The following is a 23,673-nucleotide window of genomic DNA, read 5'->3' as shown; positions in this document are numbered from 1 at the left end:
TTGAAGGCGCTGGTGGTACACGGTGGCGAGCCGGTGGCAGGGCCGTCGCGGGGCCTTGCGCCGGCATTGGAACGGTCTTGTATGAGTGCCTCGCCGAGCAACCGCCTCCCCGGAGACGGAGCCTTCGACCTCACCCGGACCGCCGTGGTGATGGCCGATCGGACGGGGGTGGTACGGGGCTGGACCGCGGGCGCCGAGCGGCTGCTCGGTCATCCGGCCTCATGGGCCGTCGGCCGTCCGCTGGCGGAGCTGTTCGCCCCGGCGAACCCGCAGGCGGCGTCCGGGCAGCAGGTCTGGGCGGACCGGCTGGCGGCGGAGGGCGGCTGGAGCGGGCTGGCGGCGGTGCGCGACCGCGCGGGGCAGCGGCTCGACCTGGAGGTGCGGGTGCTGCCGGTGCTGACCGGCCGGGAACCCGCCGCGCGGCTGGTGCTGGCCTCGGAGATGGCCCGGACGCCCTGGACGGGGGCGGCCCGGTCGCTGCTGAACGGCATCCTGGGGGAGTCGCCGATCGGGGTGGCGATGCTCGACCGCGAGCTGCGGTACGTCTGGCTCAACGACGCCCTGGAACGGATGGGCGGCACCGCGCGCCCGGATCGGCTGGGCAGGCGGCTGGGCGAGGTGCTGCCGGGCCTGGCGGTGGAGTCCGTCGAGGCGGAGATGCGGCGGGTGCTGCGGACCGGGGTGCCCTCCCTGGGCTACGAGTACCTCGGGCGCCCGGAGTCCGATCCGCAGCGCGAGCACGCCTACTCGACGTCCTTCTTCCGGTTGGAGGACGAGTCCGGCGGGGTCCTCGGCGTCTGCTACATGGTCCTCGACGTCACCGACGGCTACCGCGCCCGGCAGCGGATGGCGCTGCTCAACCGCGCCGGGGAGCGGATCGGCGGATCCCTGGACGTCTGGCAGACCGCCCAGGAACTGGCGGACGTGGCGGTCCCGGACCTCGCCGACTTCGTCACCGTCGACCTGCTGGAGGCGATGCTCACCGGCGAGGAGCCCGCGCCCGGGCCGATCGATCCCGCCACCCTGTTCACCATGCGCCGGGCCGGTCAGCAGTCCGTGCGGGAGGGCTGCCCGGAGGCGGTGATCGCGGTCGGGGAGCGGGCCGCCTACCCTCCGTCGGCGCCGGTGGTGCTGAGCCTGACCGAGGGCGAGTCGGTGCTGATCCCGGCCCTGGACCTGGACCAGGCCGACTGGGCGGCCGACGATCCGGTCCGGGCCGGGCAACTGCGCGCGCTCGGCTTCCACTCGCTGATGGTGGTGCCGCTGCGGGCCCGGGGCAACTTCCTGGGCGCGGCGGCGTTCGCGCGCTGGCGGCCCACCGGCCCCTTCCACCCCGACGACCTGGTCCTGGCCGAGGAGTTCGTCACCCGCGCGGCGAACTCCATCGACAACGCCCGCCGGTACACCCGGGAGCACGCCGCGGCGCTCACCCTCCAGCGCAGCCTGCTGCCGCGCGACCTGCCCGAACAGAGCGCGGTGGAGGCGGCGTACCGCTATCTGCCGGCCGACTCGCGGTCCGGGGTGGGCGGTGACTGGTTCGATGTGATCCCGCTGTCCGGGGCACGGGTGGCGCTGGTGGTCGGCGACGTGGTCGGGCACGGGGTGCACGCCGCGGCCACGATGGGCCGGCTGCGCGCCGCCGTGCAGGCGCTGGCCGATCTGGACCTGTCCCCCGAGGAGGTGCTGGCCCACCTGGACGACATGGTCAACCGGGTCGCGCACGACGCGCACAGCGACGACGGGGTGGTCGGGGCGACCTGCCTGTACGCGGTCTACGACCCGGTCGGCTGCTCCTGCGTCCTGGCCCGGGCCGGGCACCCCGCGCCGCTGCTGGTCAGTCCGGCGGGCGGCTGCCAGCTGCTGGAGCTGCCGACCGGGCCGCCGCTGGGGCTGGGCGGGATGCCCTTCGAGTCCGTCGAACTGCCGCTGTCCGAGGGCAGTTTGCTGGCGCTCTACACCAACGGGCTGCTGCTGGGGAAGGCGCTCGACCTGGACGGCGGGATCACCCGGCTGCGGACCGCGCTGTCCGATCCGCAGGCCCCGTTGGAGGAGATCTGCGAACGGGTCGTCAACTCCCTGCCCGGCGCCCGGCCGGTGGACGACGTGGCGCTGCTGCTGGCCCGCACCCGGGCGCTGCCGCAGGAGCAGTTGGCCACCTGGGACATCCCCGCGGACCCGTCGGCGGTCGGGGAGGCCCGTCGGTCCGCCGCCGACCAGTTGGCCCGGTGGGGGCTGACGGAGCTGGAGTTCTCCACCGAACTGATCGTCAGCGAGCTGGTCACCAACGCCATCCGGCACGCTTCCGGACCGATCGGGCTGCGGATGATCCGGGCGGAGTCGCTGATCTGCGAGGTCTCCGACGGCAGCAGCACCGCGCCGCACCTGCGGCACGCCCGGACCACCGACGAGGGCGGCCGGGGGCTCTTCCTGATCGCCGGGTACGCCCGGCGGTGGGGCGCCCGCTACACCCCGCAGGGCAAGTTCATCTGGGCCGAACTCCCGCTGGACAACGGCCCGGACGCCGCCGCGGAGGCGTTCGGCGCACTCGCCGACGGCCTCGACGGCCCGCCGACCGGCCCGCGTTCCGGCGCCCCCGCTTAGAGGCTCCTTACCCGCCCCTTAACGGCGCCATAAGGATCCGCCGGATCGGCCTTCGGGCCTCAAATCCGCTGCTCAGGGCGGCTAGCGTCAGCTCCGCACGGCGGGTTCGCGGGCCGGCCGGTGCCGTTCGCCGGAGGGCGGCACCGGTGCCGTTCGCCGCCCGACCCCCCACCGCCCGCCGCCCCTCCGCGCGCGGCGCACCGCCCCGCGCTCCCCCGGAGCGGGGACCCCCTCGGTGCGCCGCGCGCCCGCAACGGACACACCCGATGAAGGAGACCCCCACGATGACCGCTCGCCGCAACGTCACGGTGCTCGCGCTGCTCGGCGTCGCCCCCCTGGCGCTCACCGTGCTCACCGCGACCCCGGCCGCCGCGCACGGGTCGATGTCGGACCCGGTCAGCCGCGTCGCGGCCTGCTACGCCGAGGGCCCCGAGCACCCCACGTCCGCCGCGTGCAAGGCCGCCGTGCAGGTCGGCAGCGCCCAGGCGCTCTACGACTGGAACGCCGTCCGGGACGGCAACGCCGGCGGCAGGTCGAAGGAGCGGATCCCGGACGGCAAGCTGTGCAGCGCCGGCAACGACGAGTACAAGGGGCTGGACCTGCCGCGCGCCGACTGGCCGTCCACCCCGATGAAGGCGGGCAAGCACACCTTCCACTACAAGGCGACCGCGCCGCACAAGGGCACGTTCGAGCTGTACCTCACCAAGGCCGGCTACGACCCGAAGAAGCCGCTGAAGTGGTCGGACCTGGAGGCCCGGCCGTTCGCGAAGGCCACCGACCCGACGCTGACCAACGGGGAGTACGTCTTCGACGGCACCGTGCCCGCCCGGTCCGGCCGCCACCTCGTCTACAGCATCTGGCAGCGCTCGGACAGCCCGGAAGCCTTCTACACCTGCTCCGACGTGGTCTTCGGCAAGGGCAACGGCGGCGCCGGGAGCCCGTCGGCGTCCGCGCCGACCGACCGGCAGATCGCCGCGGGCGCCGACAGGTCCTCGATGGACATGGGCCACCACGACCACGCCATGGGCGGCGACCGGCCGGCCGGCGCCCAGGCCCCGGCTGCCGCGCCCGCGGATGCCGGATCCGGCGCGGGCGGGCCGCACCCGGACGGCGCGACGCGTCCGGTCGGCGGGAAGCACCTGGCCGAGACCGGTGGCGACGGCAGCACCGCGCCGCTGGCCGTCGGGGGCGCCGCGGTGCTCGCCCTGGGTGCCGGGGTGCTGTTCCTGGCCACCCGCCGGAAGGCCGCCCGCCACCAGGGCTGAGGTCGTCCGCCGCTGCCGCCCGTCCGGTCCCGTCAGGGCCGCTCGGGCGGCAGCGGCTCGATGATGTCGTTGGCGACATGCTGGTAGATCACCGAGCTGCGGCAGTCGACGACTTCGCGGCGCTTGAAGATCCGGTCCATCAGCAGGGCGTGCAGCCGGTCCACGTCCGGGACGGCGACGTGCACCAGGAAGTCGTCGCCGCCCGCGACGACATAGACGGTGAGCACCTCGGGCAGGGAGGTCAGGAACGCCTTGAACCGCTCGATCACCTCGCGGTTCATGGGCCGGATCCGGACCGTCAGCAGCGCCTGTACGGGGCGGTTGAGGGCGCGCAGGTCCACGGTGGCGCGGTAGCCGGTGATCACCCCTCGGGCGCGCAGGGCGCGGACCCGCTCCAGACAGGTGGAGGGGGCGATGTTCAGTTTGCCGGCCAGTTCGCGGTTGGTCTGCCGTGCATCGCGCTGCAGTTCCCGGACAATCGCCGAATCAATGTCGTCCATGCCCCCATGGTGCCGGTCGCCGTCGAATTTCGTTCGGCCACAGCCCCGTTTGATCAACTTTCCGGCTAGCGTCTGCGGCCGTGTCCGTACAAGAAACATCTCTCACTGCTGCTGCACGGCCGGATGTACGGCGGCTGGGTATCGGGGGCGGTACCGCGCTGTGCGCCGGCGCCGTCCTGGGGCCCGGTGTGCTGACGCTGCCGTCGCTGGCCGCCGCCGCGGCCGGTCCCGCCTCCCTGCTGGCCTGGGTCGTGCTGCTGGCCATGTGCGTGCCGGTGGCCGCGTCGTTCGCGGCGCTGGGCGCGCGGTTCCCCGACGGCGGCGGCGTGGCGACCTTCGTGCACCGGGCGATCGGGCCGCGGGCCGCGGCGGTGGTCGGGTGGTGGTTCTACGGGGCGGTGCCGCTGGGCGTGGTCTCGGCCTCCTGGATCGGCGGCACGTACGTGGCCGACGCGGCCGGTTGGGGCCGGACCGGCGCGGCCGTGGTCGGCGCCGTGGTGCTGGTCGGCGCGCTGGCCTCCAACGCGGTCGGGCTGCGGATGTCGGGGCGGGTCCAACTGCTGCTCGGCGGGCTGCTGGCGGCGGTGCTGCTGTGCGCGGTGCTGGCCGCCGCGCCGCGGGTGTCCGCGGCGCACTTCACGCCGTTCCTGCCGGGCGGCTGGGCGTCGGTGGGGTCGGCGGCCTCGGTGCTGTTCTTCGCGTTCGCCGGGTGGGAGGCGGCCAGCCACCTCTCCGGGGAGTTCGCCGATCCGGCGCGGGACCTGCCGCGGGTGACCCGCCGTACGCTCGCCGTGATCACCGTGCTCTACCTGGGGCTGGCGGTCACCACCATCGGCGCGCTGGGGCCGGCCGCCGCGCGGACCGACACCCCGCTGACCGCGCTGCTCGCGCAGAGCGTGGGGACCGCGGCCCGCCCGGTGGCGGCAGCGGCGGCGCTGTTCCTCACCTTCGGGGCGGTCAACTCCTATCTGGCCGGGGCCTCCCGGCTCGGCGCGGCGCTCGGCCGGGACGGCGCGGCGCCGCGCTGGCTGGCCAAGGGCGGCGCGCCGGGCGAGGTGCCGCGCCGGGCGCTGGCGGTGCTGGGCGTGGTGGCGGCGGGGCTGGCGGTGCCGGCCGCCACCGGCGCCGCCGACCTGGACCTGCTGATGCGGGCCACCGCGACCTGCCTGGCCGCGGTGACCCTGGCGGGGCTGGCCGCCGCGCTGGTGCTGCTGCCGCGGCGCACCCCGCTGTGGTGCGGCGGGCTGGCCAGTGCCGTGCTGACCGCGGGGGTGCTCGCCTTCTCCGGGTGGCTGCTGCTGATCCCGGCGGCGCTGGCGGTCGCCGCGGTCGGCTTCCTGACGCTGCGTCGGACGGGCCGGGGCACCCGCTGAACCGCGGGCGGGTGCGCCCGGCCCGGGGCCCGGCCCGCGCGCCGACCGCGGGCCGGGACGGCGCAGGGTCCGGCGCGCGGCCGAACGGCCCTAGGGCCTGTCCGATGGGTCAGGCCCTAACTCGCGGCGGAGGCGCAGGTGGTCGGGGTGGCGTGCGCCGGGTCGAGCGCGTTGGCCGTCTCGTGGAAGGCGATCCGGTCGAGGGTCCCGATGGCCACGTGATCGGAGAGGTCGACCGCGCACAGGTCCTGGAGCATGACGTTGTGGACGTCGGGGCCGTTGAGGAACCCGGAGGCGTAGGGCGTGACGACCTCGTCGTACCGGGTGGCGATGACGGTGTAGTGGATGCCGGGGACGGTGTCGCCGCCGGCGTTGAGGCGGTTGAGGAGGTCGGACCCGATGGCCTGGTCGGTCAGGCCCGGGGTGAACTTGTCGAGGTACTGCTTGGCGCCGGGGAAGAGGTCCAGCAGTTTGGTCAGGCCGTCGAGGGTGGTGCCGTGGTTGTCGGGGGCCAGCCCGACCAGCGTGTGCACCTTGTCCGCGCCGCCGTGGAACTTCAGGTAGACCCGCGGCATCATGCCGCCCTGCGAGTGCCCGACGAGGTCCACCTTGTCCGAGCCGGTCGCGGCCCGCACCTGGTCGACGTACGTGGCGAGTTGCTGTGCCGAGGCGTCGATCGGGCCGAGCCCGTGGAAGACCGGGACGCCGGGCAGTTGGCCGTAGTCCAGGGAGAAGACGCAGTAGCCGCGGGCGACCAAGTAGGGTGCGAGGCCGACCCAGTTGTCGATTGCGTTGCCGAAGGTGCCGTGGACGAGGACGACGGGGCGGGGGTGGGCGCTGGAGGGCTTGCAGGAGAAGTCGTTCCATCCGCTGCTGACGGTGGGGGACGCCGCCGCGGGGGTTGCCGTGGTGAGACCCAGGGCCAGGGCGACCGCCGGGAGGGCGGCGCGCAGTCTCGACCAACGCAGCTTCATACGGTGCTCCTTGCGGGGTGAGGGGACTCCGAGGTGCTCGGTGAGCCGTTCACCTGCGATCCGGATCGCAAGGGCCAGCGTGGTGACTTGCAAGTAAGTTACGAGCGGGTAAGCACGGCGTACCAGTGGCGTGACGGTGAAGGAAGACGCACCGGATCCGCACCGCACGACCGGGTGCGCAACTCCGGTTGTGTGTCGGGGAAATGCCGGCCGACGGCGGTGGTGCCTACGAGCGGGCCGGGCGGCGCGGCGGGGTCCGCCCCGGGGCCGGTCCGAACGCCCCGGCGGGACGTACCGCCGTGGCGCCGAAGCGGGCCCGGGCGCGGTCGACGGCCGCTTCGATGCGGTGCGCCTTGTCGTCGACGGGGTCGAAGGTCAGCTGGCGGGCGGCGCGTTCGGCGCGGCACAGGTCCTCGGCCCGCAGGGCCAGCGTGCGCACCCGGGCCCGCTGGAGGCCGAGTGCGGTGTGCAGCGCGTAGGCGGCCGCGGTCAGCGCGGGGCCGTGCGCGGTCGGCGCGTCCAGCCGCCGGGTGCGGGTCGTGGTGGAGCGGTCGGCGTAGCGGACGGTGAGGGTGAGCGCGCGGGCCGCCTGTCCGCTCGCCCGCAGCCGGGTGCCGAGTTCGTCGGCGAGCGAGAGCAGCGCCCGGCGGCGCCGGTCCGGGTCCAACTCGTCGTGGGCGAAGCGGTGTTCGGCGGCGATCGAGCGGGCCGCCGCGTTGGGGGTGACGGGGGTGGGGTCGATTCCGCGGGCCCGCTCGAAGACCGCGCGGCCGGCCCGGGCGCCCAGGATCCGCTGGAGGGTGGCGGGCGGGGCGGCGGCGATCCTGCCGATGCTGTCGAGCCCGTAGGCGGACAGCGCGCGGGCGGCCGACGGCCCGACGCCGTACAGCGCGGAGGCCGGGCGGCGGTCGAGGAAGGCGGCGACGGCCCGGGGGTCGGCGGGCACCGACCGGATCCCGCCGGGCGGGGCGTCCTGGGCCGCGATCCGGGCGAGCTGCGGGTTGTCGCCGACGCCGATGGTGCACCGCACGCCGTGCCAGGCCAGCGCGCGCAGCCGGATCAGCGCGGCGATGCCCGCCGCGTCCCGGTCGAAGTAGCGCAGCGCGCCGCGGACGTCGACGAGCGCGGCGTCCGGCGGCAGCGCCTGCACGACGGGGGTGAACCGGCCTATCAGGCCGAGCAGTTGCTCGTACTGGCGCGCGTCGACGGGCCCGTCGGCGGCGGTCCGGAAACGGACGTACAGCGTGCCGGGCGAGCGCCGGGCGCCGGGCGGGGTCATCCGGCGCTCCCGGGGCTGGCGTGCCACAGCCTGCGGCCGGTGGCGGCGCGTTCACCTGGCGGCCGGAGGTCCGCCCACGGGTGCATCTCGTAGCCGGTCTCCAGGCGGATGGTGCGGCCGGGGCCGGCAAGGGGGGCGGCGTCAGCAGCTCCGGTGATTGGGGCCTCCCCTGTTCGAGCGGATTCGAGAACTTGGGGAACGGCGCCCGCGTCGGACGGCTCCGGCGCGGCGGCGAGCCGGGCGGTGACCGCCTCCAGGCCGCCGGTGCGGCGGAGTTCGGCCAGTTCGGCGAGGTTCCAGGCGGCGCTGCCGACCACGCTGAAGCTGCGCGGGCCGCGCCGCTGGACCGTGCCGCGCACCAGCAGCAGCCAGGAGTGGAAGACGGTACGGGCGCACGCCTCGTGACTGTCTTCGAAGAAGGCGCAGTCGACCAGGCCGGTGCTGTCGTCCAGGGTGGTGAAGATGACCCGGCGGCCGGAGCGGATCGGCGGTGTCTGGGTGGCCGCCTTGGCCCCGGCGACCAGCACCGTCTCGCCGTGCCGGGCGTCGCGCAGCCGCCGGGCCGGCACCGCGCCGAGTTCGGCGAGGAACTCCCGGTGATCGGCCATCAGATGGCGGGAGGTGTCCATGCCGAGGACGCCCAGTTCGGCGCTGAGCCGTTCCACGTCGTCGAGGTCGGGCAGGCCGGCCGGCTCGACCGGCTCGACCCCCGAGTTCCCGGCTCCGCCCGATCGGGGAGGGATCCCCATCGCCCGGTCGTCCAGGTGGAGCGTCAACTGCCCGCCGGGGACGCCGTGTCCGTGCCGGTGCAGTTCGGCGAGGTGCAGCAGCAGGTCCCGGCGGTTGGCGCCGAAGGCGTCCAACGCGCCGACCCGGGCGAGGCGTTCGGCCACCGGGCGGCTCGGCCGGGCCCGCTGCCAGAGGTCCTGGAGCGAGCGGTAGGGCTGGCCGTCCGCGATCCGCCGGGCCTCGACCTGGCTCATTCCGTACACGTCGGAGAGGGCCAGCCGCAGCCCCCAGGCGTCCGGAGCACCCTCCCGACCGGACACCAGTTCGATCCGGTGGGTGACCGCCGACCGGTTCACGTCCAGCGGCAGCACCGGCACCCCGCGCCGCCGGGCGTCGGCGAGCAGCAGCCGCTTGGGGTACATCCCGGGGTCGTGGGTGAGCAGCCCGGCGTAGAAGGCCGCGGGGTGGTGCGCCTTGAGCCAGGCGGACTGATAGGTGGGCACCGCGAACGCCACCGCGTGCGCCTTGCAGAAGCCGTACGCGCCGAACGCCTCGACGATCTCCCAGGTGTGCGCGACGACGTCGGGCGGGTAGCCGCGGCCGCCGGCCCGGCGGGCGAACCAGGCGCGCACCCGGGGCTGCTCCTCCGGGTCGGCCAGGGCGCGCCGCCGCTCGTCCGCCTCGTCCCGCCGGCAGCCGGTCATGATCCGCAGGATCTCGATGATCTGCTCGTGGAACACCACCACCCCGTAGGTCTCGCGCAGCGGTTCCTCCAGGTCGGGGTGCGGGTAGCGGACGGCCGCGCGGCCGTGCCGGGCGTCGATGAAGGGGCGCACCATGTCGGCGGCGACCGGGCCCGGCCGGAAGAGCGAGATGTCCACGACCAGGTCGTGGAAGGTGGCGGGCTGGAGCCGGCCGACCAGGTCGCGCTGCCCGGGCGACTCGATCTGGAAGCAGCCCAGCGTCTCGGTCGAGCGGATCAGGCCGTAGGTGGCCGGGTCGCCGGGCGGCACCTGCGCCGGGTCGTCCAGGTCGAGGCGGACCCCGGTGGCCCGACCGATCTCGGCGACCGCGTGCGCCATCGCGGACTGCATCCGCACGCCCAGCACGTCGAGCTTGAGCAGCCCGAGGGCCTCCACGTCGTCCTTGTCGAACTGGGACATCGCGAGGGGGGTGCCTCCCGTGCCCTTGAGGCCATGGGGGATCTCGCCGCCGGTGGGCACGACGGGGGTGCGGTCCAGCAGCGTGGCGTCGGAGAGCAGCACCCCGCACGGGTGCATGGCCATCCCGCGGGGCAGCGCGTCCAGCGCCTCGACCAGCTGCCACAGCCGTTCGTCGGCGCCCTCCCGCACCCCGCGCAGCTCGGGGAGTTCGGCCAGCGCGGCGCGGGCGTCCCGGGCCCGGATGTGCGGGAACGCCTTGGCGAGGTGGTCCACCCGCGCCGGGTCCAGGCCGAGCGCGGCGCCCACGTCCCGTACGGCGTGCCGGACGCGGTAGGTCTCGGGCATCGAGACGGTCGCCACCCGCTCGGCGCCGAAGCGGTCGAAGATCGCGTGGTAGACCTCCAGCCGACGGGCCGACTCGACGTCGATGTCGATGTCCGGCAGCACGGCCCGCCGCTCGGACAGGAACCGCTCCATCAGCAGCCCGTGTTCGACCGGGTCGGCGTGGGCGATGCCCAGCAGGTGGTTGACCAGGGACCCGGCGCCGGAGCCCCGGGCGGCCACCCGGATCCCCCGCTGCCGGATGTCGTCCACGACCTGAGCCACCGTCAGGAAGTACGAGGGGTAGCCGAGCCGTTCGACGGTGCGCAGTTCGTCGTGCAGCCGGGCCCAGCGGGTGCGGTCGCGGTCGTAGCCGCGCAGCACCATCGCGGCGGCGCAGCGGGAGCGCAGCACCCGGGCGGCGGTGCGGTGTTCGGCGCCGACCAGCCGGGGCTCGGGGAAGTGGATGCGGCCCAGCCCGATGTCGCCCCGGGGGTCCACCAAGCACTCCCCGGCGGTCTGTTCGGTCATGGCGAGCAGCCGGTGGGCGAGGTCCCGCCGGTGGCCGGCCGCCTCGGCGATCCGCTCGGCGGTGCGGCCCATCGCGGCGGCGTCCTTGAGCCAGCGCTCGCCGCTGTCCCAGGTCTCGGGGCGGTGCCGGTCCACCGGCACCAGGCGGCGGGCGGAGTCCAGTACGTCGGCGACCGGGCCCTGGCCGGGGTCGGCGTAGCGGACCGCGTTGGTCAGGACGGCGCGGACGCCCTGGTCGACGGCGAAGCCGAGGGTGCGGGCGGCCAGCCGCGGGGAGCCGGGGCCGCTGCCGGGGCGGTGGTGGTCGACGACCTCCAGGCGGAGCGCGTCGCCGTACCGCTCGCGCCAGGGGGCGAGGAGCTTCGCGGCGTGGTCCGGGCGGCCGGCGGCCAGCGCCCGGCCGACCTCGGAGTCCGGTCCGAGCAGGACGGTCAGCCCGTCGGCGGCGGAGTCCAGGGCGCTCCAGGGGGCGACGGGCCGGGCGGGGCGGGCCGCGTGGGCGGCCGAGACCAGTCGGCACAGGGCGGCCCAGCCGGCGGCGCCGTCCCGGGCCAGGAAGACGGCGCGGGCGGCGGACTCGTCCCGGAAGGCGCCGCCGTGCACCGGGGTGCGGGGACGGATGGCGGGCCGGGGCGCCGGTTCCCGCTCCGCGACGGCCAGTTCGGCGCCGAACAGGGGGCGGACGCCGGCCTCGGCGGCGGCCTTGGCGAACCGTACGGCGCCGGAGAGCCCGTCCCGGTCGGTCAGCGCGAGGGCGTCCATCCCGCGCTCGGCGGCGCGCTCAGCCAGCCGCTCGGGGTGGGAGGCGCCGTAGCGCAGCGAGAAGCCCGAAGCGGTGTGCAGATGCGTGAACCCGGGCATCCGCACCTCCTGCACCTCATACGCCCCCCGGCTGTATTCGCGTCCCTCGTTTCACTTCCTCCACCATAACGCTTCTTTCGAACATCCATGCGAACACACGCCCGGAGATCACGCCGGCCGGGAGATATCGACCGAAAGAGATATAAAACCCCTGAACAGCTGCGAATCCCAGAACGGAGCGGCGCATGGGCACGACCGACGACGGCACCCGCCCCACCCTCGCCGAGGAGGTGAAGAGCGCGGTGACGACCCGGGCGGCGCTCCTGGTGATCGGGGTGCTGGGCCTGATGGTCGCGTTCATCACGTCGTACGCCGGTGCCTTCCACCACCCGAAGCCGGACCGGGTGCCGCTCGGCGTGGTCGCCCCCGCCCAGGTCCGCGCGGAGCTGGTGCGCACCCTCGACCGGCTCCCGGGCGCGCCGCTGGACCCGCGCCCGGTCGCCTCCGAACAGGCCGCCCGGCGCCGGATCGAGGACCGCACCCTCGACGCCGCGCTGCTCGTCGACCCGCGCGGCACCACCGACCGACTGCTGGTCGCCAGCGGCGGCGGCGCCTCGCTCTCACAGGCGGTCGAGGCGGTGGTGACGGCGGCCGAGAAGCAGCGGCAGCGGACCGTGCGCACCGAGGACGTGGTCCCGGCCGATGCCGGCGACGGCCGCAGCCTGTCGTCCTTCTACCTGGTCGTGGGGTGGTGCGTGGGCGGCTACCTGTGCGCCGCGATCCTGGCGATCAGCGCCGGGGCGCGCCCGGCCAACCGGCAGCGGGCGGTCATCCGGCTGGCCGCGCTGGCGCTCTACGCGATCGCCGCCGGGCTGGCCGGGGCACTCGTGGTCGGCCCGGTCCTCGGCGCGCTGCCCGGCAGCCTCTTCGGGCTGTGGGGGCTGGGCGCGCTGACCGTCTTCGCGGTGGGCGCCACCACCCTGGCCTTCCAGGGGCTGCTGGGCATCATCGGCATCGGCCTGGCGATCCTGGTGATCGTGGTGTTCGGCAACCCGAGCGCGGGCGGCGCCTATCCGTATCCGCTGCTGCCGCCGTTCTGGCGGGCGATCGGGCCCGCGCTGCCGCCGGGCGCAGGCACCTGGGCGGCGCGCTCGATCGCGTACTTCCGGGGCCAAGCGCTGACCGGACCGCTGCTGGTGCTCTCCGCCTGGGCGGTGGGCGGCGCACTGGTCACCGTCGTCCTGGCGACGCTGCACCGGACGGCCGACGAGCGGGCCGACGGCGAGCGGGCCGACGACGCGACGGCCGGCGTCGGGGAGCGCCCGCCGGCCTGAGCCCGGGCGCCCGGCACCGACGAGAAGCGCCCCGCGCCTGCCACGCCCCTCCCGACGCGGCACGCACGAGGCGCCGTTGCCCATTCTCCCGCGCGGCCGGCGCGACCCGCGGGTGATCCCCTACGGGCCGTCAGTTCCCGGCCATCGTGGATCCGTCACATGTGCGTGCCACCGTCGATGCGGATCTCGGTGCCGGTGATGAACGCACCGTCCTCCGACGCGAGCATCGCGATCACGCCGGCGACGGTCTCCGGGCCGGCGAAGCCCTGCCCGATGGCCGGGGCGAGCTTCATGAACAGGCTCATGTCGGCGTCCTCGGGCAGCCCCGGGCCGCGGCCGGTGGTCATGTTGCTGGCGATCGAGCCCGGCGCCACGCACACCGCCCGCAGCCCCTGCTTGCTGTACTCGCTGGCGATGGCGTGGGTCATCGACTGGACGCCGCCCTTGCTGGCCGCGTACGCCGCCATGTACGGGTGGGCGAACGAGGCGGAGGTGGAGCTGAAGTTGACGATCACCGGCGCCTGCCCCTCCAGCAGGGCCGGCAGCGCCTCGCGGATCATCAGGAAGGTGCCGGTCAGATTGACCGAGACGACCTTGTTGAAGAACTCCAGCGTGGTCGCGTGGGTGTGCGCGGAGCGCAGGATGCCGGCCGCGTTGACCAGCACGTCCAGCCCGCCCAGGTGTGCCACCGCGGCGGCCACGCCGGACCGCACCCCGGCCTCGTCCGCGATGTCCAGCCGCGCGGTCTCCAGGCGGTCGGCGGTGCCGTCCGCGGCGGCCCGCTCGGCGGTGGCCGCCAGGCCCGCCTCGTCGACGTCCACCGCGACGACCCGGCCGCCCTCGGCGAGGATCCGGTGGACGGTGGCCTGTCCGATGCCCGAGCCGGCGCCGGTGATCAGTGCGCGGCGTCCGTCAAAGCGGTTCATGGTGCTGCTCCGTTCGTGAAGTGTCTCTGGAGGCTGTGCCCGCACCGTACGCCCACTTGGCACGATGTGCCAGATTCGCACTACATGCCGATGCGCCATCGCGCTCCGTAAGCTGGCCCCATGCCCACCGCACCACGCCCCACAGCCGCACCCACCCCCGCGCGTCCCTCCCTCACCGAGCGCCGCAAGGCCGAGACCCAGCTGGAGATCGCCCGCACCGCGGCGGCCCTGTTCGCGGACCGCGGCCCCGGGGTCACCGCCGACGAGATCGCCCGCGCCTCGGGCGTCGCGCTGCGCACCTTCTACCGGTACTTCCGGACCAAGGAGGACGCCGTGGCCCCGCTGCTCGCGGTCGGCGTCCGGCAGTGGATCGGCGACCTGGCCGCCACCACCGCCGGGCCGGGCGCCCCGTCGCCCCGGGTGGCGCTGGAGCGGGCCGCCCGGCGGGCGCTGACCCCCGCCGACGAGCCGGCGAAGGAGGCGCTGCGCTGGACCCGCGGGCTGCTGCGGGCGATGCCCGGCGAACCGGCGCTGCGCGCGGTCTGGCACCGCGTGCACCACGACTCCGAGGAGGAGTTGCGGCCGGTCCTGGCGCGGCTCACCGGCGCCGATCCGCTGGTGGTGCGGCTGGCCGCGGCCGCCGCGAACACCGCGCTGCGGGTGGCGGTCGAGGAGTGGGCCGCGGGCGACGAGCCGGCGGACGGCCCGCACGGCCCCGCCGAGCTGGTCGTCCGCGGGATGCGGGCGCTCACTGCGGGGCTGCCCGAACTGGACGGCCGCCCCGGCGGCCGCGGCGAGGGGGGCGCGGGCGCCCCCGAAGGGCCCGCCCACCCCTGATCCCCTGATCCACCGGGCAAGGCCCCGGGCGGTCCAGGCCCCGGCCTTCGGCCAATCACCGGAGATCGAAGCCCGTCCGAACGGACGGTCGGCGGCCGGATTCACCCCGCCCGGAGGCGCTCCGGGCCCCGCCGGGCGGCTCTCATCCGCGCTGGCCGGGACCGCTCCCGGACGCCCCGCTCCCCCACCCTTCGAACACCTTTCGCGCCATTACCCTCAGCTTTCATCTATCGACCGAAAGTGAACGGGCCGCGTGCGTTTGAGATGCGGTTGGGCCAGACTCCCGTCCGGCATCTTCACCCACGAACAAGGGAGTTCGTCATGCGGCACATCACTGGGGCGATCGCACTCGGCGCGGCGCTGGTCCTGGGCGCGCTGTCCACCACCGCGCACGCCGCCGCCGCGCCGGCCCAACCCGCCCGGACCGGCGGCCTCTACGCACCCACCGAAATGGTCCTGACGATCGGTCAGGGCGACAGCCGCGCGACCACCACGTCACTGCGCGCGGCGACGCTGAGCTGTATGCCGACGGCATCCGGCAGCCACCCGTACGCGAAAGCCGCCTGCGCCCAACTGCGTACGGCCTCCGGCGACTTCAACAAGGTCACCGAGGTCGCGAGCGAGCGGATCTGCAACAAGATCTGGGCCCCCGTCGTGGTCACCGCGGACGGTGTCTGGCAGGGCCGCCGGATCGCGTACACCCACGTCTTCGCCAACTCCTGTGAGATGACGGACGGAAAGGGCTCGGTCTTCGAGTTCTGATCCGGCGAGTCGATGCGTCGACGCAACGACGCGCCGATGCGGCGGAACGGCACCGGCCCCCGGACGAGGAGAGCGTCCGGGGGCCGGTTCGCGCCGTGGGCCGGAGCCGATCGGCCGTGCGGGTCAGCCGATCTGCGTGCCCGTCGCCTGGAGGGCGGCCGGCACCGGCTGGAAGAAGGTCTCGCCGCCGTTGCTGCAGTCGCCGCTGCCGCCGGAGGTGAGGCCGAGGGCGCTCTCGCCGTCGAAGAGGGCGCCGCCGCTGTCACCGGGCTCGGCGCAGACGTCGGTGTCGATCAGCCCTTCGACCGAGCCCTCCTGGTAGTTGACGGTGGCGTTCAGCGCCTTGACGGTGCCGTCGTGCACCTGGGTGGTGCTGCCACTGCGCTGGACCTTCTCGCCGACGGTGGCGTCCGCGGCCTTGGTGATCTTCTGGGTGCTGCCGTTGTAGAGGTCGACCTCGCTGGGGTGGTCGATGCTGGCGCCGTCGGCGTACTTGGCGATCGAGTAGTCGTTGCCGGGGAACTTGGAGGTCTCGGTGGTCGCGATCGTCTGGCCGCCCTGCTGGTCGGACCACTCCTGGACGGCGTTGCCGCAGTGGCCGGCGGTCAGGATGTACGGCTGGCCGCCCTTGGTGACGTTGAACCCGAGCGAGCAGCGGGCGCCGCTGCCCCAGATCGCGTCGCCACCGGCGATGAGGGGCTTGAACGCGCCCTTGGAGTGGCGGATCTCGACGGTGTCGCCGAGGCCCTTGGCGACCTTGGCGAGCCGGTCCAGCTTGGCGCCGGTGACCGTGCGGTCGGCGGTCACCACGACCTTGTTGGCCCTGGGGTCCATGGCCCAGGCGGTGCCGGGGATGGTCGCCTTGGTCTTCAGCGTCTGCCGGGCCGCGTCGAGTTGGGCCATCGAGTGCTGGACGATTCTGGCCTCCGCGCCCTTGGCCCGGACGGCCGCGGCGGACGCCTCGTCCACCACGTTGACGACCAGCTTGTGCGCCTTGGCGTCGTAGAACGCGCCGGCCGTACCGGTCTTGAGCTGCGACGCCAGGGTGGTCGCCGCGGCCGGGGAGAGCGTGGCCGCCGAGGGGGCGGGGGCGGCGTGCGCGTTGGCGAGGGTGACGGTCGCGGTGGCGGCGAGCGCGAGCGCGCCCGCGCTGGCCACTATCGTGCGGCGGCGGGGTATGCGTCGGTGCTTCAACTCAGTGCCTCCCGTGGGGGGATGGGCCCTGACCGTGGGGAGTCGCGCGGGCCCGAGAGTGAGGTGTGAGGTACCGAGCACGGACGGGTCGGCCCCGTGGCAGCCGCCGCAGGGCGTCGCGTCCATGCCAACGAAGCCGAGTATTCCCATCCGCCCCACTCGTGCACAAGACCGGGTTCCGGTCTCAGGTGCGGGAGTTCACGTTTTCGGCACACGTCGTTCACACCGATATCCGCGCGGCCGAGTCCCGAGTGTGGACATCAGAGGGCACGCGGACCACCCCGGAGGCACGCGAAGTGTGAGGGCCACACCTGTCCGGAAAGCGACCCCACCACCGCGAACGGGACCGACGACAGCGGGCCGACGGCACGGGGCCGGCAGCATCGGGCGGCACGGAACCGCCGCGCGGAGGGGCGCGGCGGTCGTCTATGACGGTGTTACAGGGCGGCGAACGCTGCGAACGGGAGAGGGACGGCGGGGCCCACGGGGGCCCGCCGGGGACCTAGGTGAGCTTCTCCGCCTCCGGGAGGTCCTCCAGCGCCGGCAGGGCGTCGCTCACCTGGCCGTTCTCCACCGGGGCCGGGGACGGGGCGGCGTCGCGGGGCGCCGGCCGCTGCGCGCGGACCCGTTCGGTCTCCGCCTCCACCTGCTCGGTCTGCGCCTGGGCCTGGAGTCCGGAGCGCTCCAGGAACCGCAGCAGCTCCACGGGGAAGGGCAGGACGAGGGTGGAGTTCTTCTCCGCGGCGACCGCCACCACGGTCTGGAGCAGCCGCAGTTGCAGCGCGGCGGGCTGGTCGGACATGGCCGCGGCGGCCTCGGCCAGCTTCCGCGACGCCTGGAGCTCGGCATCGGCGTTGATCACCCGGGCCCGGCGGTCCCGGGTGGCCTCCGCCTGCCGGGCCATCGAGCGCTTCATCGTCTCCGGCAGCGAGACGTCCTTGATCTCGACCCGGTCGACGCTCACGCCCCAGCCGATGGCCGGGCTGTCCATCATCAGCTCCAGGCCCTGGTTGAGCTTCTCGCGGTTGGACAGCAGATCGTCCAGCTCGCTCTTGCCGATGATCGACCGCAGCGAGGTCTGCGCCATCTGGGAGACCGCGAAGCGGTAGTCCTCGACCCGGATGACCGCGTCGGCCGCGTCCACGACCTTGAAGTAGACCACCGCGTCGACCCGGACGGTGACGTTGTCCCGGGTGATGCCCTCCTGTGCGGGCACCGGCATCGTGACGATCTGCATGTTGACCTTACGCATCCGGTCGACGGCCGGGATGATCATGGTGAAACCCGGGCTGCGCACCGGGGAGGTCAGCCGCCCCAGCCGGAGCACCACGCCGCGCTCGTACTGCTTGACCACCCGCGCCGCGGCCATCAGATAGACCGTCCCCGCGGAGGCCAGCGCCACTCCTGCCGCCACCAGTTCTCCGACCATCACGGCCCCCTGAAGTGTGCCGTTACGTCGCCCGAGTCGCCTTTGTCTCCCATGGTAGGCCCGGCCCACGGACCGGTCGAGGCTCGCGGCACTGACGTAGGGGCCCCCGCCGGTCGGCGGGGCCCCTACGTCAGTGCGGCCGTTCGGTCCTTCGCCGGTCAGTAGACGCTCACGCCGTACGCGCTGAGCGCCTCGGTGACGGGCTGGAAGAAGGTGGTGCCGCCGCTGGTGCAGTCGCCGCTGCCGCCGGAGGTCAGGCCGAGCGCCTTGGTGCCCGCGTAGAGGGGGCCGCCGCTGTCGCCGGGCTCGGCGCAGACCGTGGTCTGGATGAGGCCGGAGACGATCTCGCCGTTGCCGTAGTTCACCGTGGCGTTCAGGCCGGTGACCTTGCCGCTGTGGACGCCGGTGGTGGAACCGCGGCGGGTGACCGTCTGGCCGACCGTGGGGTTCCCGGCGCTGGTGATGTCCTGGCTGCCGACCGTACCGGCGTGCGCCACCGAGGAGTTGGTGTACTTGACGATGCCGTAGTCGTTGCCGGGGAAGCTGGAGCCGGTGGTCGGCCCGATGCTGGTGCTGCCGGAGGAGTCGGTGTACCAGGGGGGTTTGCCGTCGGTGCAGTGACCGGCCGTCAGGAAGTAATAGGTGCTGCCGCTGCGGACGTTGAAGCCGAGCGAGCAGCGCCAGCTCGGCGCGTAGATGGCGTCGCCGCCGGAGATCAGCTTGCGGATCCTGCCCGCGGTGCGCTCTATCCGGACCGCGCCCGCGGTGCTCCCCGCGGCCTGTCGGATCCTGGCGATCTGGGCCGTGGAGACGGTGCTGTCGGCGGTGACGACCAGGGTGCGGGTCGCCGGGTCCACCCGCCAGGCGGTGCCCGCGACGTCCGCGCCGCGGACCGCGTTGCTCGCGGCGGTGAGCTGGGCGGCGCCGAACGTCGTGGCGGGGGCGGGGGTCTGGGCGCCGGCGGCGGTCGGGATGGTGACGGCACCGAGGGCCACCAGTCCGGACGCCACGGCGATCAGCCGGGTGCGTCTAGCGCCGCTGCGGGGGGTGGTGCGCTCGTTCCTCACTGATTCCTCCGAGGGGGATCGGGGGCCGCCGAGGGGCGGCCGGTGAGGCGCAGCCGAAGGGCACACCGACGCACGAGGGAGGGAACACCCCCGCGTCCTTTGCGTGCCCCTGACAAACGCTCCTGACCGGGAATGTCCGGTGCGCCGACCCCGTGGCGCAAGAGGGCCGCCCCGATTCCACACCCCTCGCACCACCCCGCCGGGCGCCCCCAACGCGCCGCCCCGGAAGCCGAGTTGACGGCTTCCGGGGCGGTGCGCTCCGCGGGCGGGGCGGTCTCCGGCTCAGCGGACGAGTGCGTTCCGCTCCCCCGCCCGCAGGGCGAACGGCAGGGTGTTGCCGGGCGGCGGGAAGGGGCAGATGAAGTGGTCGGCGAAGGCGCAGGGCGGCAGCTGGGTGCGGTTGAGGTCCACCGGCACGGTGCCGTCGGCGGCCGGCGCGGGCGGGCGCAGGAAGCGGAAGCGATAGCTGTCGGTGCCGCTGGTGGCGTCGGCCAGCACCGCCCACAGCGAGCCGTCCGGCTCCACCGCGACCTGGAGGGTGTGCTCGTCGCCGTCGAGGGTGAAGGCCAGCTCCCCGCCGAGGACGAAGCCCCGCTCCTGCCCGTCGGCGTTGGCCACCTGGACGGTCCGCCGCTCGCCGTACGGGCGGAACAGGCCCGGCCGCACCCAGCGCTCCTCGTAGGGGTAGGCGTCGATCCCGGCGAAGGCGCGCCGGGCCGGGGCGTCCGGGTCGAAGTCGCGGACCGCCCACAGCCCCTCGCGGCGCAGCACCACCAGGCGGCGCGCCCCGTGGCCGACCCGGGCCGCCGCCGGCCCGGCGTCCTGGTCGAGCCGGTACGCACCGGCCGCCGGCGCGCCGTCCACGGTGAGCCCGTCCTCGGGCCCGGCCTCCAGGAGCACCGCGGCGCCGTCGGCGGGGACCGTCCAGCGGCCCGGCAGCCCCGCGATCCGGCCGTCGGGGTGGTCGGCGAGCCAGTGCGTGCCGGCGAGCGCGAGCGGACCGTGCGGACCGGTGACCGCGGCCAGGCGTCCCTCGCGCCACTCCTGCCACTCCTGGACGGCGTCCGGCTGCGTTGTGCTGGTCATCTCAGTCCTTCCGTGCGGGGCGCGCCGGATCCGGCAGCCCCAAGTGGGAGCGCAGGGTGGTCCCGGTGTATTCCGTGCGGTGGACGCCGCGCTCCTGGAGCAGCGGAACGACCCGCTCCACGAACGGGTCGAGCCCCTCGGGCGTGAGGTGCGGCACCAGGATGAAGCCGTCGGCGGCGTCGCTCTGCACGAAGTGGTCCATCTCGCGGGCGACGCTGTCCGGGGTGCCGACGAAGGACTGCCGCCCGGTGGTCTCGATGACGGTCTCCCGGATGGACAGCCCCTTGGCGCGGGAGAGCGCCCGCCACCGGTCGGCGACGGCCTGCGGGTCGGCGATCCGGACCCGGCCCTGGGCCAGCTCGCCGTGCGGATCCGGGTCGATGTCCGGCAGCGGCCCGTCCGGGTCGTAGGAGGACAGGTCCACGCCCCAGACCTGCTCCAGGGTGAGCAGCGCGGTCTGCGGGGAGACCTGCTGCCGGCGGATCTCGACGGCTCGCTCCTGGGCCTCGGCGAGGGTGTCGCCGAGGACGAAGGTGACACCCGGCATGATCTTGAGGTCCTCGGGCCGTCGCCCGTACGCCGGGAGCCGGCGCTTGACGTCCGCGTAGAAGGCCCGGCCGGCCTCCGGCCCGCTGTGCCGGGTGAAGATCACGTCGGCGGCGGAGGCGGCGAACTCCCGGCCCTCGGCGGAGTCCCCGGCCTGGATGACGACGGGGTGGCCCTGCGGGCTGCGTGCGACGCCGAACTCGCCGCGGACGGCGAAGTGCCGGCCGCGGTGGTCCACCCGGCGCGGCGGCCCGCCGGCCGGCCCGGAGTCCCACAACGCGTGTGCGGTGGCGAGGAATTCGGCGGCGCGGGTGTAGCGGTCGGCGTGGTCGAGATAGCCGCCGCGCCGGAAGTTCTCCCCGGTGAAGGCGTCGGAGGTGGTGACGATGTTCCAGGCGGCCCGGCCGCCGCTGAGGTGGTCCAGGGAGGCGAACCGGCGGGCGAGTTCGTAGGGCTCGTTGAAGGTGGCGCTGACCGTGCCGGCCAGGCCCAGCCGCTCGGTGACCGCCGCCAGGGCGTTCAGCACGGTGAGCGTCTCGGGCCGGCCGAGCACGTCGAGGTCGTGGATCCGGCCCTTGTGCTCGCGCAGCCGCAGCCCCTCGGCCAGGAAGAAGAAGTCGAACCGGCCGCGCTCCGCGGTCCGCGCCAGATGCACGAAGGAGGCGAAGTCGATCTGGCTCCCGAGGGCGGAGCCGGGCGAAGTCCCTCCTGCCGGGGCGGTGGTCGGACGGAGGGTGGGCGGGTCGGCCCAGACGGTGGTGTTGTTGACGCCGGGGAAGTGCGCGGCGAGGTGGATCTGCTTGCGGGGACGGGGGTCGGGGCTCATCGGGCGGCCTCCCGGGCGAGGGCGTAGATGCTGGCGGGGCGCGGCAGACCGAGGTGCTCGCGCAGGGTCGTGCCCTCGTAGGAGCGACGGAGCAGGCCGCGCTCCCGAAGGAGCGGGACGGTGCCCTCGACGAGCCGGGGCAGGTCCCGGACGGGGTCGGCGAGGCGCAGGTGGAAGCCGTCCGCGACGCCCTGGGCGAACCAGTCGCCGAGCAGGGCGGCGAGCCCGGCGGCGTCGCCGGACGACTCCAGCTCGACGGGCAGCGAGGCCAGCACCAGCGGCCCGCCGGGGGCGCGGCCGTGCGCCCGGGCACGGGCGAGCAGGTCGGCGCGGGCGGCGCCGGCGGTCTGCGGATCCTCGGCCCTGACCAGCGCGACATCGGCCCGGGCGGCGGCCACCTCCCGGCGGGCCGAGGGACCCCGGTCCGGCCCGCCGGTCTCCCCGGTCACCTCGACGACGGTCACCGGGCGGCCCTGCGGCGGCCGGGGGACGATGGACGGCCCGCGGACCGAGAAGGCGCGGCCGGTGAAGTCGACGTGGTGGAGCTTGGCGCGGTCCACGAAGCGGCCGGTGGCCCGGTCGCGGATCTCCGCGTCGTCCTCCCAGCTGTCCCACAGCCGCCCGGCGACGTCGGCGACCTCGCCGGCCTCCGACCAGACCTCGGCGGGCGGAGCTGCCTTGCGGAGCCCGACGAGCGCGGCCTCGGCCTCGGTGGTGGACACCTCCACCGTCCAGCCGGCCCGGCCGCGGCTGACCCAGTCCAGGGTGGCCACGGCGGTGGAGACGTGGAACGGCTCGGTGTGGGTGGTGGTCACCGTGGGGACCAGGCCGATCCGTTCGGTGTCCGGGGCGATCCGGGCGAGCACCGCGAGGGCGTCCGGGCCGGGGCCGCCGAACCGGTCGCCGAGGGTGACGAAGTCCAGGGTGCCGTGTTCGGCGAGCCGGGCGAGGGCGGTGTAGTGGGCGGCGTCGTGGCGGGGCGGGACGCCCGGGGCGTCCAGGGCGACGGCCAACCGCGGCGGGTGGTGCGGTTCGGGCATGGGGTGGGGCCTTCCTGTGCGAGGGGTCGGGGGCGGTCAGGCCCTAGGGCCTGACCCGTCGGACAGGCCCTAGTCGGCGGTCCTGGGCAGGCCGGGCGGATTGATCCGTGAGGTCGTCACGGCCTCGCCGGACAGCCCCCAGCGGGCCAGCACCTTGGCGTAGCGGCCGTCGTCGATGACCTTGCGCAGGGCGGCGGCGTACGCCCCGACCAGGCCGCTGCCCTTGCGGGTGGTGGCGGCGATCTCGCCCCTGAGGTGGGCGCCGCCGCCGGAGAAGGTGCCGGCGCTCTCGGTCCCGCCGGCGGTGGCGACGTGGTAGGCGACGGTCGGGTTGGGGCCGAAGTAGCCGTCGATCCGGCCCGATTGGAGCGCGAGGTAGACGTCCGAGGGCTTCTGGAAGTACTTGACGTCCACCGGCTTGCGGCCGGCCCGCTCGTCCTCCTTGCTCCAGTCGAGCAGGATCTTCTCCTGGTTGGTGCCGGAGCCGACCGCGACGGTCCGGCCCGCCACGTCCGCGGCGCCGCGGACCTTCCAGCCGCTGCCCTTCTTCGTCTCCATGGCCAACTGGTCGAGCCGGTAGGTGGCGAAGTCGTACTTGTCCTTGCGCTCCTCGGTGACGGTGACATTGGCGAAGACCGCGTCGAGCTTGCCGCTGTCCAGGCCGACGAAGAGGTTCTCCCAGGACAGCGGCTCGAAGTGCGGCTTCAGCCCCAAGGTGTCGGCGACGAGGGTGGCCAGGTCCTCCTCGACGCCGATCAGGGTCTTGTCGTCGGTGGCGTAGAAGCTCAGCGGGGGGCTGCTCTCGGCGCCCACCCCGATCCGCAGTTCGCCGGTGCGCCGGACGCCGGCGGGCACCAGCGCGGCGCTCCTGGGGTCCTCGGTGCCGCGGACACGGTGCTGGTCGGGTCCGACGTTGATCTTCGTGCCGGCGTTCCCGACGCCGACCTCCGCGCTCGCCGCGTCACCGCTGCCGCAGCCGGTGAGCAGGGCGGAGCCGGCGGCGAGGGCGAGGGCGGCGGCGAGCGCGCGGCGGATCACGGGGGATCTCCTTCGGAACGGTGCGGGCGGTGACGGGACGGCGGGCGCGGC

The 23,673-nt window shown here is 74.7% G+C and carries 18 protein-coding genes; 6 read left to right on the top strand and 12 right to left on the bottom strand.

Going from position 1 to position 23,673, the window contains the following annotated elements:
• Positions 1 to 81 precede the first annotated feature (81 nt).
• Together SNOUR_RS30430 and SNOUR_RS30425 are read left to right on the top strand one after the other, a co-directional pair.
• Positions 82 to 2,601, top strand: coding sequence for a SpoIIE family protein phosphatase (locus SNOUR_RS30430; protein WP_067353356.1), 2,520 nt, complete (start codon positions 82 to 84; stop codon positions 2,599 to 2,601).
• Positions 2,602 to 2,885: 284 nt separating this feature from the next.
• Positions 2,886 to 3,866, top strand: coding sequence for a lytic polysaccharide monooxygenase auxiliary activity family 9 protein (locus tag SNOUR_RS30425; protein ID WP_067353354.1), 981 nt, complete (start codon positions 2,886 to 2,888; stop codon positions 3,864 to 3,866).
• 32 nt (positions 3,867 to 3,898) lie between these two features.
• Here SNOUR_RS30425 and SNOUR_RS30420 read toward each other — a convergent pair whose 3' ends face one another.
• Positions 3,899 to 4,366 carry an Lrp/AsnC family transcriptional regulator gene (locus SNOUR_RS30420; RefSeq protein ID WP_067353352.1) on the bottom strand — a complete coding sequence of 156 codons (468 nt, stop codon included), beginning with the start codon at positions 4,364 to 4,366 and terminating at the stop codon, positions 3,899 to 3,901.
• A gap of 80 nt (positions 4,367 to 4,446) precedes the next feature.
• On the opposite strand from SNOUR_RS30420, the gene SNOUR_RS30415 reads away from it, so the two are divergent.
• Positions 4,447 to 5,739, top strand: a complete 1,293-nt coding sequence (locus SNOUR_RS30415) for an APC family permease (RefSeq protein ID WP_067353350.1) — start codon at positions 4,447 to 4,449, stop codon at positions 5,737 to 5,739.
• Positions 5,740 to 5,855: 116 nt separating this feature from the next.
• Here SNOUR_RS30415 and SNOUR_RS30410 read toward each other — a convergent pair whose 3' ends face one another.
• From SNOUR_RS30410 to SNOUR_RS30400, 3 genes are all read right to left on the bottom strand, one after another.
• Positions 5,856 to 6,713 carry an esterase/lipase family protein gene (locus SNOUR_RS30410; protein WP_067353349.1) on the bottom strand — a complete coding sequence of 286 codons (858 nt, stop codon included), beginning with the start codon at positions 6,711 to 6,713 and terminating at the stop codon, positions 5,856 to 5,858.
• Positions 6,714 to 6,939: 226 nt separating this feature from the next.
• Positions 6,940 to 7,992: a DNA polymerase Y family protein gene (locus SNOUR_RS30405; RefSeq protein WP_067358930.1), complete on the bottom strand. Its 1,053-nt coding sequence runs from the start codon at positions 7,990 to 7,992 to the stop codon at positions 6,940 to 6,942.
• Entirely contained in the window at positions 7,989 to 11,597 is a 3,609-nt protein-coding gene (locus SNOUR_RS30400; RefSeq protein ID WP_067353346.1) for a DNA polymerase III subunit alpha, read from the bottom strand. Before SNOUR_RS30400 ends, SNOUR_RS30405 begins: the two co-directional genes overlap by 4 nt.
• Positions 11,598 to 11,782: 185 nt before the next feature.
• Here SNOUR_RS30400 and SNOUR_RS30395 point away from each other — a divergent pair, with 185 nt between their 5' ends.
• Positions 11,783 to 12,871, top strand: a complete 1,089-nt coding sequence (locus SNOUR_RS30395; protein WP_067353343.1) for a YhgE/Pip domain-containing protein — start codon at positions 11,783 to 11,785, stop codon at positions 12,869 to 12,871.
• 155 nt (positions 12,872 to 13,026) lie between these two features.
• Here SNOUR_RS30395 and SNOUR_RS30390 read toward each other — a convergent pair whose 3' ends face one another.
• A complete protein-coding gene (locus tag SNOUR_RS30390; protein ID WP_067353341.1) occupies positions 13,027 to 13,797 on the bottom strand; it encodes an SDR family NAD(P)-dependent oxidoreductase in 771 nt (256 codons plus the stop codon).
• A gap of 120 nt (positions 13,798 to 13,917) precedes the next feature.
• On the opposite strand from SNOUR_RS30390, the gene SNOUR_RS30385 reads away from it, so the two are divergent.
• Both SNOUR_RS30385 and SNOUR_RS30380 read left to right on the top strand, forming a co-directional pair.
• Positions 13,918 to 14,634 (top strand): TetR/AcrR family transcriptional regulator, encoded by a 717-nt coding sequence (locus SNOUR_RS30385; protein WP_067353338.1) that lies wholly within the window; start codon positions 13,918 to 13,920, stop codon positions 14,632 to 14,634.
• Positions 14,635 to 14,955: 321 nt separating this feature from the next.
• Positions 14,956 to 15,396: a subtilase-type protease inhibitor gene (locus tag SNOUR_RS30380; protein WP_067353336.1), complete on the top strand. Its 441-nt coding sequence runs from the start codon at positions 14,956 to 14,958 to the stop codon at positions 15,394 to 15,396.
• A gap of 123 nt (positions 15,397 to 15,519) precedes the next feature.
• Here the strand turns inward: SNOUR_RS30380 and SNOUR_RS30375 are convergent, their stop codons facing one another.
• The 7 genes from SNOUR_RS30375 to SNOUR_RS30345 all read right to left on the bottom strand — a co-directional run bounded on the left by SNOUR_RS30375 (position 15,520) and on the right by SNOUR_RS30345 (position 23,622).
• A complete protein-coding gene (locus SNOUR_RS30375; protein ID WP_067353333.1) occupies positions 15,520 to 16,590 on the bottom strand; it encodes a S1 family peptidase in 1,071 nt (356 codons plus the stop codon).
• A gap of 502 nt (positions 16,591 to 17,092) precedes the next feature.
• Complete coding sequence (locus tag SNOUR_RS30370; protein WP_067353331.1) at positions 17,093 to 18,019, bottom strand: slipin family protein; 927 nt, start codon at positions 18,017 to 18,019, stop codon at positions 17,093 to 17,095.
• A 158-nt stretch (positions 18,020 to 18,177) separates the two neighbouring features.
• Positions 18,178 to 19,086 (bottom strand): S1 family peptidase, encoded by a 909-nt coding sequence (locus SNOUR_RS30365; RefSeq protein WP_067353328.1) that lies wholly within the window; start codon positions 19,084 to 19,086, stop codon positions 18,178 to 18,180.
• Between the two features lie 282 nt (positions 19,087 to 19,368).
• Complete coding sequence (locus SNOUR_RS30360; RefSeq protein ID WP_067353324.1) at positions 19,369 to 20,172, bottom strand: DUF1684 domain-containing protein; 804 nt, start codon at positions 20,170 to 20,172, stop codon at positions 19,369 to 19,371.
• A gap of 1 nt (position 20,173) precedes the next feature.
• On the bottom strand, positions 20,174 to 21,544 hold the full coding sequence (locus tag SNOUR_RS30355; protein WP_067353323.1) for an LLM class flavin-dependent oxidoreductase: 1,371 nt from the start codon (positions 21,542 to 21,544) through the stop codon (positions 20,174 to 20,176).
• Complete coding sequence (locus tag SNOUR_RS30350) at positions 21,541 to 22,584, bottom strand: LLM class flavin-dependent oxidoreductase (protein ID WP_067353320.1); 1,044 nt, start codon at positions 22,582 to 22,584, stop codon at positions 21,541 to 21,543. The genes SNOUR_RS30355 and SNOUR_RS30350 overlap by 4 nt, the downstream gene beginning before the upstream one ends.
• A 69-nt stretch (positions 22,585 to 22,653) precedes the next feature.
• On the bottom strand, positions 22,654 to 23,622 hold the full coding sequence (locus SNOUR_RS30345; RefSeq protein WP_067353319.1) for an ABC transporter substrate-binding protein: 969 nt from the start codon (positions 23,620 to 23,622) through the stop codon (positions 22,654 to 22,656).
• Positions 23,623 to 23,673 lie beyond the last annotated feature (51 nt).

It is taken from the genome of Streptomyces noursei ATCC 11455 (genome assembly GCF_001704275.1).
In the GTDB taxonomy this organism is placed as follows: Bacteria; Actinomycetota; Actinomycetes; order Streptomycetales; family Streptomycetaceae; genus Streptomyces; species Streptomyces noursei.
Note: the sequence above shows the minus strand (reverse complement) of the source record. Positions and strands in the feature narration are given on the sequence as shown.

What these genes read in the sequence shown, in the direction of transcription:
- SNOUR_RS30430 (WP_067353356.1), top strand. Translation starts at nt 82, where the DNA reads ATGAGTGCCTCGCCGAGCAACCGCCTCCCCGGAGACGGAGCCTTCGAC.
- SNOUR_RS30425 (WP_067353354.1), top strand. Translation starts at nt 2,886, where the DNA reads ATGACCGCTCGCCGCAACGTCACGGTGCTCGCGCTGCTCGGCGTCGCC.
- SNOUR_RS30420 (WP_067353352.1), bottom strand. Translation starts at nt 4,366, where the DNA reads ATGGACGACATTGATTCGGCGATTGTCCGGGAACTGCAGCGCGATGCA.
- SNOUR_RS30410 (WP_067353349.1), bottom strand. Translation starts at nt 6,713, where the DNA reads ATGAAGCTGCGTTGGTCGAGACTGCGCGCCGCCCTCCCGGCGGTCGCC.
- SNOUR_RS30405 (WP_067358930.1), bottom strand. Translation starts at nt 7,992, where the DNA reads ATGACCCCGCCCGGCGCCCGGCGCTCGCCCGGCACGCTGTACGTCCGT.
- SNOUR_RS30400 (WP_067353346.1), bottom strand. Translation starts at nt 11,597, where the DNA reads ATGCCCGGGTTCACGCATCTGCACACCGCTTCGGGCTTCTCGCTGCGC.
- SNOUR_RS30395 (WP_067353343.1), top strand. Translation starts at nt 11,783, where the DNA reads ATGGGCACGACCGACGACGGCACCCGCCCCACCCTCGCCGAGGAGGTG.
- SNOUR_RS30390 (WP_067353341.1), bottom strand. Translation starts at nt 13,797, where the DNA reads ATGAACCGCTTTGACGGACGCCGCGCACTGATCACCGGCGCCGGCTCG.
- SNOUR_RS30385 (WP_067353338.1), top strand. Translation starts at nt 13,918, where the DNA reads ATGCCCACCGCACCACGCCCCACAGCCGCACCCACCCCCGCGCGTCCC.
- SNOUR_RS30380 (WP_067353336.1), top strand. Translation starts at nt 14,956, where the DNA reads ATGCGGCACATCACTGGGGCGATCGCACTCGGCGCGGCGCTGGTCCTG.
- SNOUR_RS30370 (WP_067353331.1), bottom strand. Translation starts at nt 18,019, where the DNA reads ATGGTCGGAGAACTGGTGGCGGCAGGAGTGGCGCTGGCCTCCGCGGGG.
- SNOUR_RS30360 (WP_067353324.1), bottom strand. Translation starts at nt 20,172, where the DNA reads ATGACCAGCACAACGCAGCCGGACGCCGTCCAGGAGTGGCAGGAGTGG.
- SNOUR_RS30355 (WP_067353323.1), bottom strand. Translation starts at nt 21,544, where the DNA reads ATGAGCCCCGACCCCCGTCCCCGCAAGCAGATCCACCTCGCCGCGCAC.
- SNOUR_RS30350 (WP_067353320.1), bottom strand. Translation starts at nt 22,584, where the DNA reads ATGCCCGAACCGCACCACCCGCCGCGGTTGGCCGTCGCCCTGGACGCC.